General features: G+C 71.4%; 7 protein-coding genes and 2 riboswitches. Of the genes, 3 read left to right on the top strand and 4 right to left on the bottom strand.

Features of this window, described 5'->3' with window-relative positions:
• Nucleotides 1-40 precede the first annotated feature (40 nt).
• The gene (locus tag AC3EN4_RS22010) at nt 41-5665 is read left to right on the top strand and encodes a GH92 family glycosyl hydrolase (RefSeq protein WP_435207603.1); all 5625 of its coding nucleotides are present in this window, start codon (nt 41-43) and stop codon (nt 5663-5665) included.
• A gap of 134 nt (nt 5666-5799) precedes the next feature.
• Here the strand turns inward: AC3EN4_RS22010 and AC3EN4_RS22005 are convergent, their stop codons facing one another.
• Genes AC3EN4_RS22005 through AC3EN4_RS21995 form a run of 3 tightly spaced genes read right to left on the bottom strand, consistent with a single transcriptional unit; the run spans nt 5800 to nt 7351 of the window.
• Nucleotides 5800-6396 (bottom strand): histidine phosphatase family protein, encoded by a 597-nt coding sequence (locus tag AC3EN4_RS22005; protein ID WP_435207602.1) that lies wholly within the window; start codon nt 6394-6396, stop codon nt 5800-5802.
• Nucleotides 6393-7157, bottom strand: a complete 765-nt coding sequence (locus AC3EN4_RS22000; RefSeq protein ID WP_435207601.1) for a CbtA family protein — start codon at nt 7155-7157, stop codon at nt 6393-6395. The genes AC3EN4_RS22005 and AC3EN4_RS22000 overlap by 4 nt, the downstream gene beginning before the upstream one ends.
• On the bottom strand, nt 7148-7351 hold the full coding sequence (locus AC3EN4_RS21995; RefSeq protein WP_422739778.1) for a CbtB domain-containing protein: 204 nt from the start codon (nt 7349-7351) through the stop codon (nt 7148-7150). The genes AC3EN4_RS22000 and AC3EN4_RS21995 overlap by 10 nt, the downstream gene beginning before the upstream one ends.
• 57 nt (nt 7352-7408) lie before the next feature.
• Nucleotides 7409-7482, bottom strand: a riboswitch (cobalamin riboswitch).
• A gap of 175 nt (nt 7483-7657) precedes the next feature.
• A riboswitch (cobalamin riboswitch) is annotated at nt 7658-7871 on the top strand.
• Between the two features lie 139 nt (nt 7872-8010).
• Here AC3EN4_RS21995 and AC3EN4_RS21990 point away from each other — a divergent pair.
• Both AC3EN4_RS21990 and AC3EN4_RS21985 read left to right on the top strand, forming a co-directional pair.
• A complete protein-coding gene (locus AC3EN4_RS21990) occupies nt 8011-10398 on the top strand; it encodes a ribonucleoside-diphosphate reductase subunit alpha (protein ID WP_435207600.1) in 2388 nt (795 codons plus the stop codon).
• Nucleotides 10399-10451: 53 nt separating this feature from the next.
• Nucleotides 10452-11447, top strand: a complete 996-nt coding sequence (locus AC3EN4_RS21985) for a ribonucleotide-diphosphate reductase subunit beta (RefSeq protein WP_422740679.1) — start codon at nt 10452-10454, stop codon at nt 11445-11447.
• Between the two features lie 162 nt (nt 11448-11609).
• Here the strand turns inward: AC3EN4_RS21985 and AC3EN4_RS21980 are convergent, their stop codons facing one another.
• Complete coding sequence (locus AC3EN4_RS21980) at nt 11610-13424, bottom strand: family 43 glycosylhydrolase (RefSeq protein ID WP_435207599.1); 1815 nt, start codon at nt 13422-13424, stop codon at nt 11610-11612.
• Nucleotides 13425-13616 lie beyond the last annotated feature (192 nt).

Raw genomic sequence — 13616 nt, 5'->3', positions numbered from 1 at the left:
TCGACGTCCTCGAACGCATCGAGTCGAAAGGTCCGCCCCCATGCCGTATCTCCCCCGTGCGCGCGCCGTCTCCCTGCGGATAGCCGTAGCGGCGACCGCCGTCCTGCTTCCCCTGGGGATGGTCGTCGCCGCGCCGCCGGCCGGCGCCGCGCCCAGCGCCCCACCCCCGGGCGACTTCCGTTCCTCGTTCGAATCGGCCGACCCGCAGCCCGCCACCAGCACCGTCGAGGTCGACCGCTCAGGCCGGCCCGTGCAGGGCAACCTCAGCGGGTCGAGCAACGCGAACCTGCCCGGCAGCCTGCTCGGCCGGGTCGAGGCCGCCACGGCGAGCGCCCAGAACCCGCCGAACGAGATCGCGGCGAACCTCACCGACGGGAACCCGTCGACCAAGTGGCTGGCGTTCGAACCGACCGCCTGGCTGACGTACCAACTGGCGGAGCCCGCGGCCGTCAAGCGGTACGCGCTGACCTCGGCGGACGACGAGCCGGGCCGCGACCCCCGCGACTTCACCCTGCAGGGGTCCACCGACGGCAGCACCTGGGTCGACCTGGACCGCCAGACGAAGCAGCGGTTCGCCAAGCGGTTCGCCACCAACAGGTACGGCGTCACCAACACGACGGCCTACGGCTGGTACCGGCTGGCGGTCTCCGCGAACTCCGGCGACTCCCTCACCCAGCTCGCCGGCTGGGACATCAGCGACGGCTCGGACGTCCGACCGCCGGCCACCCCCATGGTCACCGAGATCGGCCCCGGGCCGGTCGGCGGCTACACGACGAAGCCGGGCGTCGGCTTCACCGGGCTGGCCGCGCTGCGTTACCACGGTGGCGCGCAGACCGGCGGCCGCTCGTACGCGACGAACAAGCTGTTCGACGTCGACATCCCGGTCGGGCCGAAGACCCGCCTGTCGTACCGGATCTTCCCCGAGTTCACCGGCCAGGACGCCAGCTACCCGTCCACCTACGCCTCGGTCGACCTGCGCTTCACCGACGGCAGCTACCTCAGTGGACGCTCGGCCGTCGACCAGCACGGCAATTCGCTGACGCCGGCCGGTCAGGGCGCGGCCAAGGCGCTCTTCGCCGACCAGTGGAACGCGGTCAGCGCCGACCTCGGCGCCGTCGCGCGCGGCAAGACGATCGACGGCATCCTGCTCGCGTACGACGACCCGCAGGCCACCGAGGAGACCCTGTTCCAGGGGTGGCTCGACGACGTCGAGGTGACCGGGAGCCCGGCTGCGATCGACGGCTCCCGGCTGACGAACTACGTCGACACCCGCCGTGGCACCAACTCCACGAGCGGGTTCTCGCGCGGCAACAACCTGCCGATCACCGCCGTGCCCAACGGGTTCAACTTCTTCACCCCGGTGACCGACGCGACCTCGGACTCCTGGGAGTACGACTACCACCGCGCCAACAACGCCGCGAACCTGCCCACCCTGCAGGGCCTGGCGATCTCCCACGAGCCCAGCCCGTGGATGGGCGACCGCAACCAGATGTCGGTGATGCCGGTGGCCGGCGACGGGCCGCTCACCGGGTCACCCGCCAGCCGGGCGCTGGCCTTCCGCCACGAGGATGAGATCGCACGGCCGGACCTCTACCGGGTCGCGCTGCAGAACGGCCTGGTCGCCGAGATGACGCCGACCGACCACGCCGGCATCATGCGGTTCACCTTCGGACCGGGAGCGTCCACCGGAAGTCTCGTCTTCGCCAAGGGCACCTTCACCATCGGGACGGACAGCACGTTCACCGGCTGGGTCGACAACGGAAGCGGTCTCTCGGCCGGGCGGAGCCGGATGTTCGTGTCCGGCACGTTCGACCGGGCGCCGACGGCGGTGACCGCGACATCCGCGACCTTCGACGTCGCCGCGAACCGGCAGGTCACGATGCGGATCGCGACCTCGTTCCTCTCCGTCGACCAGGCCCGGCGCAACCTCGACCTGGAGGTGACCGGCCGGAGCTTCGACGCGATCCGCGACGCCGCCACCGCCGCCTGGAAGGACCGCCTCGGCCGGGTCGAGCTGCGAGGCGCGACCGAGACGCAGTTGGTCACCATGTACTCCAACCTGTACCGGCTGAACCTCTACCCGAACTCGCAGTCGGAGAACACCGGCACCGCCGCCGCCCCGCGCTGGCAGTACGCCAGCCCGGTGTCCGCGCCGACCGGGACGTCGACCGCCACCCGTACCGGCGCGAAGATCGTCGACGGGCAGATCTACGTCAACAACGGGTTCTGGGACACCTACCGCACGGTGTGGCCCGCGTACTCGCTGCTCTACCCGGACGTCGCCGCGCGGATCGCGGACGGGTTCGTCCAGCACTACCGTGACGGTGGCTGGATCGCCCGCTGGTCGTCGCCCGGCTATGCCGACCTGATGACCGGCACCAGCGCGAACGTGGCCCTGGCGCAGGCGTACCTCACCGGGGTCAAGCTGCCCGACCCGCTCGCGGCGTACGACGCGGCCGCCAAGGACGCGACGGTCGCCTCCGGGCGCGGCGCGGTCGGCCGCAAGGGCATCGAGACGTCGCTGTTCCTCGGCTACACGCCGACCTCCACCGGCGAGTCGGTGTCGTGGGCGCTGGAGGGCTACATCAACGACTACGGCATCGGCAACATGGCCGCCGCGCTGGCCAAGGACCCGGCCACGCCGAAGTCCCGACGCGACCAGCTCAAGGAGGAGTCCCGCTACTTCCTGGAGCGGGCGCGCAACTACGTCCATCTCTTCGACTCGAAGACGAAGCTCTTCCAGGGCCGCGACGCGGCCGGCACGTTCCTCGCCGGTGACCCATTGGACTGGGGTGGGGTGTACACCGAGACCAACGGCTGGAACTTCGCGTTCACCGCGCAGCAGGACCCCCGGGGCCTGATCAACCTGTACGGCGGGCAGCAGGCGTTGCGTGACAAGCTCGACACCTTCTTCGCCACGCCGGAGAACGCCGACCGCCCCGGCGGCTACGGCGGCGTCATCCACGAGATGATCGAGGCCCGCGCGGTGCGGATGGGGCAGCTCGGCATGAGCAACCAGCCGTCGCACCACATCCCGTACCTGTACGACGTCGCCGGCGCTCCCGCCAAGACGCAGGCGGCCGTGCGCGAGATCCTGCGGCGTCTCTACGTGGGCAGCGAGATCGGCCAGGGCTACCTGGGTGACGAGGACAACGGCGAGATGTCAGCCTGGTACGTGCTCAGCTCGCTGGGCATCTACCCGTTGCAGGCGGGCTCGACCCACTGGGCGATCGGCTCGCCGCAGTTCACCCGGATGACCGTGCACCGCCCGACCGGCGACATCGTGGTCAACGCCGCGAACAACGACAACCGCAACGTGTACGTGCAGAGCGTGAAGGTCAACGGCAAGAAGCAACGCGCCGTCTCCGTCGACGTGTCCGCGCTCGCCAAGGGCGGCACGATCGACTTCCAGATGGGACCGAACCCGTCCTCGTGGGGCACCGGTCCGGACGCCGCGCCCCCGTCGCTGACCAAGGGCAACGCCGTACCGCAGCCGTTGCAGGACGTCACCGGGCCGGGCCTGGGCACCGCCACCGTCGGTACGGGTCAGGACGCGTCGACGCTCTTCGACGACTCGTCCACCACCCAGTTGACCGCGTCGTCGGGTACGCCGCAGATCGGCTGGACCACCCGTGGCGGCCGGCAGCAGCCGACCTACTACACCATCACCTCCGGCGCGGCCGCGGGCGACCCGGCCGACTGGCGGTTGCAGGGTTCCTCCGACGGCCTCACCTGGAACACGCTGGACTCGCGGGCGGACGAGGTGTTCCGCTGGCGCAACCAGACCCGGCCGTTCCGGATCGACAAGCCCGGGCGGTACTCCCGGTTCCGCCTGGTCGTGACGAAGACCGTCGGCGCGGCGCAACCGAACCTGGCCGAGATCGAACTGCTCGCCGGCGGCGACCTCGACCTGGGCGGCGGCGACATCACGGTGACCGCCACCGACGGCGTGCACGCCCGCTCCGGCGCGCCCGTCACGCTGGCCCTGGCCACCGTCACCGGTGGCGTCGCCGACGACTACCGCGCCACGATCGACTGGGGCGACGGCTCACCGGCCACCGAAGGCACGCTGACGCTGAGTTCCCGGGAGGTCTACCGGGTCAGCGGCGAGCACACCTACGCCACGCCCGGGTACCACCAGGCGAGCGTCACGGTGACCGACGGCGTCGGTCAGGGTTCGGTGACGGTCGGCGTCGACGTCGCGTACGCGGCGAAGTCCAGCCTCACCGCGGCGTTCGACACCGTGTGTGTCGGTGACGAGGGCACCCTCGCGGCGGACTGCGACGCGAAGTCGTGGGCGTACTCGCGGGCCGCGCTGGCGGCGGCCGGCGTGACCCAGGGGCAGCGGCACCAGGTGCCGGGCACCGCGCTGGGCTTCACCCTGCCGCAGGTCCCGGCCGGGCAGCCGGACAACGCCACCGGCAACGGCGCGACGATCGCCCTGCGCCTGCCGGCCGACGCCACCAGCATCTCGTTCATCGGCGCCGGCACGCAGGGCAACCAGGACACCACCGGCACGGCGACCTTCAGCGACGGTAGCACCGCCAGCGTTCCGATCCGGTTCAGTGACTGGACGCTGGGCGGCAACGCCAACGGCACGCCGTCGTACGGCAACATCGTGGTGGCGAAGTCCGCGTACCGGCTCAGTGGCACCAGCCGTGACGGCGCCCAGCCGTTCCTGTTCGCCACCACGCCGTACCAGATCCCGGCGGGCAGGACGCTGGTGTCGGTGACCCTGCCGACGCAGACCGGCGATCCGCGCTCGGTGGGCCGGATCCACGTGTTCGCCGTCGCCGACGACGGCACTCCGGCCGCCGCGCTGGTAGCCAGCGCTCCGGGCGATCAGAGCGTCGACGCCGGGCAGGTCCTCACGGCGAACCTCGGATCGGTGACCGGCGGTGTCCCCGACACCACCGGCTACCGGGCCCGCGTCCAGTGGGGCGACGGCACCGTTCCGGAGGACGCCACGGTCGGCGCGGACGGCGCGCTGAGCGGCCGGCACACCTACGCCGCTGCGGGCACCTATACGGTGCGCGTCACCGCGTGGGACACGCTGTCCAGCAGCACCGCCACCTTCACCGTGACGGTCCGGTCGGCCGGGGCGGCCACCACCCTCGCGGTGTCCGGCACCCAGTCGGTCACCGCCGGTGACACGGTCACGGTCGTCGGCAGCGGGTTCACCGCCGGCGAGCGGGTGACGGTGGGCCTCGCGGCCGGCACGACCCGCGAGGTGACGGTCTCGGCGTCCGCGACGGGCACGGTCCGCGCGACCGTCCCGACCTCCGGGGACACGCCGCCGGGGCGGTACGCGGTCCGCGCCACCGGCGCGTCGTCGGGCACGCCGGCGACGGCGACCGTGCAGGTGAGCGCGGGTTCGGCGGACCCGGCCTACCAGCCGCGCCTGTCGTTGCCCACGCCGACCGCGCCGCGCGGCACGGCGATCACCGTCGACGGCGCCGGCTTCGCACCGAACGAGACGATCACGGTGAGCCTCGGCGACGGTCGTCGGGTCGGCACGGTACGCGCGAACGGTGACGGCATCGTCGCCGGTGGGACCGTGGCCGTTCCGGATTCGATGGAGCCCGGAGTCACCAGTGTGACGCTGTCCGGGGCCCGCTCGAAGGCGACGGTGTCCCAATCGTTCACGGTCACCGGCACGAAGTAGGCCGGAAGTACCTCAGTCGGGCGGGCCGTGCTCCACGGCCCGCCCGACATCCGTTGGGGGTCCACCCGATCGAGGGCGCCGACCTCGCCACCCCACATCTGGGGCAGCTCGACAGGGGCCGTGGTGAAGGTTCGTCACCCCTTCGCCCATGCCGGCGACGCGTCCAGGCGGAGCTGCCAATGTGGGCCGTGGCCGGTGAGCCGGACGACCGCCAGCGGCGCGACGTCGAATTGCCGGTACGTCGCCAGCGGCAGATCCAGGGCGTGCACGATGGCGACCCGGATCACGAGCGGGTGGGTGACGGCGGTGACCCGTCGGCCGCCTCCGCGCTGCGCGTCCAGCCACCGACCGACGCGTCGGCGCACGGCGACGATCGACTCACCACCGTGCGGCGCGGCGTTCGGATCGGACAGCCACTCGCGCAGCGCGTCGGGCCGTTCCGCCGCGATCTCCGCGAGGGGCCGGCCGGTCCAGTCGCCGTAATCGCAGTCGGCCAGCGCCGCCTCGACGGTGGGCGCGAGGCCGAAGATCTCGGCGGTCTCGACGGCCGCCGCCGCAGGGCTGGACAGGCATGCCACGGTGTCGCCCGCCCGCCGGCCGGTGTCGGCGGGGGAGAGGGCGAGGGCGGCCCGCCGGCCGCCCTCGTCCAGGTTGTCGTTCCCGCCGAACCGGGTCTGCCGCAGGGCTGCGGTGTGACCGTGGGCAACCAGCCGTAGGCGGGTGACGCTCACCCGGCCAGTCGTGCGCCGGTGGCCGCCAGCCGCCGGTGCATCAGGGCGGCGAAGAGCAGGCCGATTCCGGTCCACAGCACGGTCTGGGTGCCGAGCGAGGCGAGCCGGAAGCTCCACAGCAGCGTCGCCGGGAAGTCACCGGGGACCTCCTGGAACGACGGCAGCACCACGTACGACACGACGGTGACCAGCAGGAACCCACCGACCGCGGCACTGGCCCGCAGCCAGACCGGCGCGTGCTCGCCCACCGATCGGTAGCCGAGCGAACCGGACCAGACCGCGACCAGGCCGAGCACCACCATCAGCAGGTAGGTGACCGTGCGCTGGTCGATGGTGGCCGGGTCGCCGACGGCCGGCGGATTCGGCGGGTACTTGAGGAACGGCACGATCACCGCGCCGAGCAGCGCGCCGGCGGCCAGCAGCAGTCCCGACCGCCCGTCGTCGACGGTGCGCCGACGACGGGCGAGCAGGACGTACGCGGTGGCCAACAGGCCGCCCATGGCGACTCCGAACAGGCCGGTGGCCAGGAACAGACCGCCGCGTTGCCCGTTGCGACCGACCACGGCGTCCTCGCCGTGCTGGTGCCCGTCGGCGGCGGGCTCGGCGTGCGTGGCCGCCTCCTCGATGGCGATGGCCGCCTCGACGTGTGGCTCTCCGACGACGTAGGCGAACGTCCCGGCGAGCAGGCCGGCCACCAGGCCGGCGAGCAGCCCGCGCAGCAGGACCGTGACGAACGTGGGTGCGGTGCCGGTCAGTGGCACGGGACACCGAGCAGGTGCCGGCCGTCGTGCATCAGCTCGTGCAGGTACGTCCCGCTGCGCGAGACCGCCCCCTGGTCGAAGGCGACGAGGTAGGTCAGCAGGGCGAGCGCGGCGACGGTGGCCAGCACCGTCCACAGCAGACGGGTCGGGACAGCGGGGTGCGCCAGCGGCTGGCTGGACGTGGAACTGGACATGCGTGACGAACCTCCTCGGGGATGACGCGTCCCCATCGCAAGGCTGCGGACGAGCGAGCGTCCTGGCTCGCGACCCCCGGGCTGGGGGCCGCTCACAGTGGCGCGACCGCGCCGGATTCTCACCGGCTTCCCTCGCGTCGCCGCAGATAGTGGGTCGACCGTATCCGGGCCGGATTGGTCGGTCAAGCCGATGACGGCGGTCGGCGGCAACGCCGCCCGATGGACCGATCGACGACGGCCGTCACCGTCGAGCGCGACACGCCGAGCCCGACATGTGGGGTGTGACAAACGTGCCCGCCCCTATATATGGTGTCGACCGCAGCTGGTTCGGCCGCTCGTCAGGAGTGGCCGAGGCAAGAGGGAACCCGGTGGAAATCCGGGACTGCCCCGCAGCGGTGAGTGGGAACGAAAGCCGTCATCGGCACTGGGCCACCGGCCTGGGAAGCGACGGCCAGTAGGTGACCGGGCAGGCCCGGACGCGCCCGCGAGTCCGAAGACCTGCCAGCGCGCCGCGTACCCGAACCCGGGCGCGCGGTGGTCCGAGGCCGCGTGGGACGGCCGACGCCAGCCGACCCACGCCGTACGGGCGTGGCGTTCGACGGTGTCGGTCTCCTCGTGTCCGAGGGCCCTGGAGGTCCCGAACTCGCGAGGAGCAAGTGGTGACAGTCACCGAGGTGGTCCCGGTCAACGGCGAAGCCCCGCGCTCGGTTCCCGTGCGGGTCCGTACCCGCGACGGCGGTACCGAGGCCGTGGACGTGCACCGGATCGTGCGGACGGTCGAGCGGTGGGCCGACGACCTGCCCGACGTCGACCCGATGCGGGTGGCGACCCGTACGATCAGCGGCCTGTACGACGGCGCGACGACGGCCGAGCTGTCCTGGTTGACCATCCAGACCGCAGCCGAGCTGATCGGCGTGGAGCCGCAGTACTCGCGCCTCGCCGCCCGGCTGCTCGCCAGTGCGGTGGACCGGGAGGTACGCCGGCAGGACATTGCGTCGTTCAGCGCGGCGATCCGGACCGGTCATGCCCAGGGCCTGATCGGCGACGACACCGCCGCGTTCGTCGCCGCGCACGCCCGGGTGCTCGACGACGCCGTGGACGCCGACGGCGACCGCCGTTTCGAGTACTTCGGCCTGCGCACGGTCTACGACCGGTACCTGCTGCGCCACCCGACGAGCCGCCAGGTGCTGGAGACCCCGCAGTACTGGCTGCTGCGGGTGGCCTGCGGCCTGTCCCGCACCCCGGACGAGGCAATCGACTTCTACCGGCTGATGTCCAGCCTCGCCTATCTCCCCAGCTCGCCGACGCTGTTCAACTCCGGCACCCGACACACCCAGATGTCCTCGTGCTACCTCGTGGACTCGCCGCGCGACGAGTTGGACTCGATCTACGCGCGCTACGCCCAGGTCGCCAGCCTGTCCAAGTTCGCCGGTGGCATCGGCATCGCGTACTCCCGGGTCCGGTCCCGGGGCGCGCTGATCCGTGGCACGAACGGGCAGTCCAACGGCATCGTGCCGTGGCTGCGCACACTGGACGCCAGCGTCGCGGCGGTCAACCAGGGCGGCCGGCGCAAGGGCGCGGCCTGCGTGTACCTGGAGCCGTGGCACCCGGACATCGAGGAGTTCCTCCAGCTACGGGACAACACCGGTGAGGACGCCCGGCGTACCCACAACCTCAACCTGGCCAACTGGATCCCGGACGAGTTCATGCGCCGGGTCGAGGCGGACGAGATGTGGTCGCTGTTCGACCCGAACGAGGTGCCCGAACTGCCGGACCTGTGGGGAGAGCGGTTCGACGCGGCGTACCGGGCCGCCGAGGCGCAGGGCCGCTACGTGCGGCAGGTCCCGGCCCGCGAGCTGTACGGGAAGATGATGCGGACCCTCGCGCAGACCGGCAACGGCTGGATGACCTTCAAGGACGCATCCAACCGGCTGTGCAACCAGACCGCCGAGCCGGGCAACGTGGTGCACCTCTCCAACCTCTGCACTGAGATCATCGAGGTGTCCAGCGACGACGAGACCGCCGTCTGCAACCTCGGTTCGGTGAACGTCGCCGCCCACCTGACCGACGACGGCATCGACTGGGAACGGTTGCGTGCCACCGTCCGGACGGCGGTGACGTTCCTCGACCGGGTCATCGACATCAACTACTACCCGACCCCGCAGGCGGCGGCGAGCAATCCCCGCTGGCGGCCGGTCGGGCTCGGGCTGATGGGGCTGCAGGACGTGTTCTTCGCGTTGCGGTTGCCGTTCGACGCGCCGGCCGCCCGGGATCTGTCCACGCGGATCAGCGAGGAGCTGTACCTGACCGCGCTGGAAACCTCCGCCGACCTGGCCCGCCGGTTCGGCGCGCACCCGGCGTTCGCGCAGACCCGGGCCGCGCGGGGGGACCTGCAACCGGACCTGTGGGGAGTCGAGGGTACGCAGACCGCGCGCTGGGACGCGCTGCGCCAGCAGGTGCGGGAGTACGGGCTGCGCAACTCGCTGCTGGTGGCGGTCGCGCCCACCGCGACGATCGCCTCGATCGCCGGCTGCTACGAGTGCGTCGAGCCGCAAGTCTCCAACCTGTTCAAGCGCGAGACGCTGTCGGGGGAGTTCCTCCAGGTCAACACCGCTCTCGTGCGCGAGTTGAAGGCCCGCGGCCGGTGGACCGAGCAGATCCGTTCGGCGATCAAGCGGGCCGACGGTTCGGTGCAGTCCATCGCGGAGCTGCCGGCCGACGTGCGGGAGTTGTTCCGCACCGCGTGGGAGCTGCCGCAGCGGGCGCTGATCGACCTGGCCGCCGCCCGCGCGCCGTTCATCGACCAGTCCCAGTCGCTGAACCTGTTCCTGGCGTCGCCCACCATCGGCAAGCTCTCCTCGATGTACCTGTACGCCTGGAAGTCCGGGCTGAAGACCACGTACTACCTGCGGTCCCGGCCGGCCACCCGGATCCAGCAGGCCACCGTCAGCGCGGTGACGCCCCTCGCTCGCGTCGCCGTCGCCGTCGACGCCGAGGCGCTGGCCTGCTCGCTGGAGAACCCCGAGTCCTGCGAGGCGTGCCAGTGACCGTCGCCGACACCACCACGACCGACCGCACCACCGACGCGAGGACCACGCACATGCTGCTCGACCCCGGGATGGACCTGACTCTCCGTCCGATGCGCTACCCGCACTTCTTCGACCGGTTCCGGGACGCCATCCGCAACACCTGGACGGTGGAGGAGGTCGACCTGCACGCCGACCTGGCCGACCTGGACCGGCTGTCGCCGGCCGAGCGGCACCTGGTCAGCCGCCTCGTCGCGTTCTTCGCCACCGGCGACACGATCGTCGCCAACAACCTGGTGCTCAACCTGTACCAGCACGTCAACAGCCCGGAAGGTCGGCTCTACCTGTCCCGGCAGCTGTTCGAGGAGGCCGTGCACGTCCAGTTCTACCTCAACCTGCTCGACACGTACGTGCCGGACGAGAGCGAGCGGTTCGCGGCCTTCGCCGCCATCGAGAACATCCCCTCGATCCGTCGCAAGGCCGACTTCTGCTTCCGGTGGATCGACTCCCTGCACGACCTGCGGGAGCTGCGTACCCGCGAGGACCGGCGGGCGTTCCTGCTCAACCTGATCTGCTTCGCCGCCTGCATCGAGGGGCTGTTCTTCTACGGCGCGTTCGCGTACGTCTATTTCCTGCGCTCGCGGGGCCTGCTGCACGGGCTGGCCTCCGGGACCAACTGGGTGTTCCGCGACGAGTCGATGCACATGGCGTTCGCGTTCGACGTGGTCGACACCGTACGCGCCGAGGAGCCCGACCTGTTCGACGACGACCTGGCCGACCAGGTCCGCCGGATGCTCACCGAGGCGGTCGAGTGTGAGGTCCAGTTCGCCGAGGACCTGGTGGGTCAGGGGGTGCCCGGGCTCACCCTGGCGGACATGCGCCAGTACCTCCAGCACGTCGCCGATCGCCGTCTCGCGCAGCTCGGGATCGCGCCGCACTACGGGTCGGCCAACCCGTTCGCCTTCATGGAGTTGCAGGACGTGCAGGAGCTGTCCAACTTCTTCGAACGGCGGGTGTCCGCGTACCAGGTCGGGGTGACCGGCACGGTCGCCTTCGACGACGACTTCTAGAACCCCCACCCCACCCCCGCCCCGCCCCGTCGATCATGAAGTTGTTGCACCCCTATCGGCGTTTCGGGGGCATTAACTTCATGATCGACGTCGGCGGCGGACGGGGTGTGGGGATGGGGTGGGGGTGTTCTTGGGGGTGGGGAACGGGGGACGTGGGAGGGGTCAGGCGGGGGTGCAGGTGGGGGTCGTGGTGGGCGGACTGGACGAGGTGATGGAACTGAGGTAGCCGGCGGTGGTCGACGCGCCCGGCGCGAGCTGGCCGTTGTAGCCGGCGTTCGCGACGGTCACCTGACTACCCGACTGGGTGAGGGTGCCGTTCCAGACCTGGGACACCGTCTGGCCGCCGGCGAGCGTCCAGGTGACCCGCCAGCCGTTGAGCGCGGCCGACCCGGAGTTGGTGACCGTCAGCCGCCCCTCGAAGCCGCCCTGCCAGGTGTTCACCACCGTGTTGGTGACCGCGCAGGATGTCCCGGCCGGGCTCGTCGGCGTTGGCGTGGGAGTGGTCGTGGGCGTCGGAGTGGGCGTGGGCGTCGCGTCCACGGGCGGGCTCGGCGTCGGGGTCGGAGTCGGGGTGGGCGTCGTGCCGTTGGCCTGGAACTGCCACCAGTTGATGTTGAACAGGGTGCCGCTGCCGCCGGTGAACCGCAGGTACAGGTCCTGGGTGCCGGTGGCGCCGGAGACCGGGCAGGAGACGGTCTGCCAGGTCTGCCAGCCGCCGGTGCCGGGTACCGCGCAGCTGCCCACCCGGGTGCCGGTGGGACCGCCGAGGCGCAGTTCGATGGTGCCGCCGGACGTCGCCGACGCGACCCGGGCGGAGAAGGACGTCGCGCCCGTACCGAAGCCGACGCCCTTGACCTTGACGTAGTCCCCGTTCTCGATCCACCCGACGTTCATCCCGCCCTCGCTGGCGGCCTCGGTCTCGATGCCGGAGCCCCAGGCGATGGTCTCGGCCTCCTGCCGCACGTACGGGTTGAGCGTGCCGATCTGCGGCGCACCCGTCGTGGTCATGTTGATCGTCGGGATGGTGCCGTTGGTGTTGTAGGTGAACTTCTCCACGGCCACCGAGCGGGTGTAACCACCACCCCCCGGTAGCGCCCCGTTGTGGTAGAAGAAGTACGAGCCGCCGTTGAAGTCGATGACTCCGGGGTGGTTGGTGAAGCTCGCTCCCTGGCGGGGCATGACCGTGCCACGGTAGGTCCACGGGCCGGTCGGGCCGGTGGCGGTCGAGTATCCGATGAACTCGGAGCAGCACTCCGCCGCGAACACGTTGTAGTAGATGCCGTTGCGCTTGTAGACCCACGGGCCCTCCTCGTAGAGGGTGGGCCGGCTCGCGTTGCCCGCCCGGGTGCCGAACCCGGCGGTGGTGAGCGGGATCTTGGTGGCGCTGCCGCTGTAGGAGATCATGTCCGCGTTCAGCCGGACGTACCACAGGTTCGGGTTGCCCCAGTACAGGTACGCCTGGCCGTCATCGTCGATGAAGACCGTGGGGTCGATCTCGCCGTTGCCCACCAGGGGACGGCCGATGGCGTCCCGGAACGGTCCGGTGGGGCTGTCGGCGACCGCGACGCCGATGGCCATCGAGTTGGTGGCCCGGGCGGTGACCGGCACGTACCAGTAGAACTTGCCGTTGCGGGCCACGACCTGGCCTGCCCACGCGTTGGCGCTCGCCCAGCTGAAGGTGGCGACGCTCAGCGGCGAGCCGTGGTCGGTCCAGTTGACCATGTCGGCCGACGACCAGACCCGCCAGTCCTTCATGGTGAAGTACGTGGAGCCGTCCTCGTCGTGGCCGGTGTAGAGGTAGACCCGTCCGTTGTGGACCAGCGGCGCCGGGTCGGCCGTGTAGATGTGCTGGACGATGGGGTTGTCCGCGCGGGCGGCCGTGGCCGGCATCAGCGTCGAGACGAGCAGCAGGCTCGCGAGCCAGGCGAGGCCGCGCCGGAGCCGGCTCGTGGTCCGCGGTGGCGGGGTGGGGCGCATCGGTACCTCCAGGGTGGGTCACGACGGGCGGGGCGGCCCGCCGCGTGCGCTGGCGGCGTGTCGCGGGTGTCGTCGCGGGTCGTTCGGGGTGGGGCTGCGGCGTTTGCCGCGAGCACGGCGGGAGGCGCTCGCGTGTCCACCCGTGGCTCCCGCGTGCGGCGGCCCGCCGTACGTCGACGGCGGTGGTCAACG

It is taken from the genome of Micromonospora sp. bgisy143, assembly GCF_057708145.1.
The sequence above is the reverse complement of the archived record's forward strand: the minus strand, read 5'-3'. Positions and strand labels throughout refer to the sequence as shown.

Coding starts and splice junctions, on each gene's coding strand:
- AC3EN4_RS22010 (WP_435207603.1), top strand. CDS start 41: ATGCCGTATCTCCCCCGTGCGCGCGCCGTCTCCCTGCGGATAGCCGTA.
- AC3EN4_RS21995 (WP_422739778.1), bottom strand. CDS start 7,351: ATGTCCAGTTCCACGTCCAGCCAGCCGCTGGCGCACCCCGCTGTCCCG.
- AC3EN4_RS21985 (WP_422740679.1), top strand. CDS start 10,452: ATGCTGCTCGACCCCGGGATGGACCTGACTCTCCGTCCGATGCGCTAC.
- AC3EN4_RS21980 (WP_435207599.1), bottom strand. CDS start 13,424: ATGCGCCCCACCCCGCCACCGCGGACCACGAGCCGGCTCCGGCGCGGC.